Source organism: Kineococcus indalonis (assembly GCF_009906395.1).
GTDB lineage: Bacteria > Actinomycetota > Actinomycetes > Actinomycetales > Kineococcaceae > Kineococcus > Kineococcus indalonis.
Window position 1 is genome coordinate 1 of sequence record NZ_JAAALM010000852.1, and the last position, 1,046, is coordinate 1,046.

The 1,046-nt window shown below is 74.4% G+C and carries 1 protein-coding gene; it reads left to right on the top strand.

What is annotated here, in order from left to right:
* Positions 1-146 precede the first annotated feature (146 nt).
* Positions 147-1,043, top strand: a complete 897-nt coding sequence (locus tag GTR00_RS21545; RefSeq protein ID WP_323132668.1) for a LysR family transcriptional regulator — start codon at positions 147-149, stop codon at positions 1,041-1,043.
* Positions 1,044-1,046: the final 3 nt, after the last annotated feature.

Here is a 1,046-nt window from a genome sequence, read left to right on the forward strand (position 1 = left end):
ACTCGGCTGCGGCCGGCGGGGTCACGAGTGGGTTCCTTCGGTAGCGATCGTCGTGCGACCATCCTCACGGACGCGACGGCGAGATCGCACGGCGATGGCGTGCTTATCAGTCATCACGTGTCGTGATGACCAGCGGAGGGGGACCCGTGGCCGAGGTGGGGCGCCCGGCGGCGGCGTTCGAGCCGGCGCAGCTGCGCTCGTTCCTGGCGGTGGCGCAGACGCACTCCTTCACCCAGGCCGCCGCGCGGCTGGGGGTGCGCCAGTCCACGGTGAGCCAGCACCTGCGCAAGCTGGAGGACGCCGTCGGACGCGCTCTGGTGCACAGGGACACGCACTCGGTGGCGCTGACGCCGGACGGCGAGGCGATGATCGGTTTCGCCCGCTCGATCCTGGCCGCGCACGAGCGGGCGGCCTCCTACTTCGCCTCCGAGCGGCCCCGCGGGCGGCTGCGCATCGGCATGTCCGACGACCTGGCGCTGACCCGGCTGCCGCACATCCTGCGCGACTTCCGCACCGAGAACCCGCGCGTGGACCTGGAGCTGACCGTCGACCAGTCCGGTACCCTGCACCGCCGCCTGGAGAACGACCGCCTGGACATCTTCATCGGCAAGCGCCCGCGCGGCTCGGGCGAGGGTCAGCTCGTCAAGCGCGAGCGGCTGGTGTGGGTGGGCAACCCCTCCACCCGGGTGGACCTGTCGCAGCCGGTGCCGCTGGTGGTCTACCCCTCCCCCTCGCTCAGCGGCGCGGCGATGCAGGAGGCGCTGGAGCGCGCCGGGCTGGGCTACCGCAGCGCCTGCGTGTGCCGCGGCGTCAACGGCCTGATCGCCGCGGTCTCCGCCGGCATCGGCGTCTCGTGCCTGGCCGGCTCGCTGGTGCCGCCGCAGCTGACGGCGCTGGGCGCGCAGCACCGCCTGCCGGAGCTGGGCCAGATCGACCTGGTGCTGCTGACGAACCCGCGCACGCGCGAGCGCCCGGCCTCGCGGGCGCTGGCCGCGGCGGTGCTCTCCAGCGGGCCGGGCGGGCTGAGCCCCTCGGCGCCCTGACGC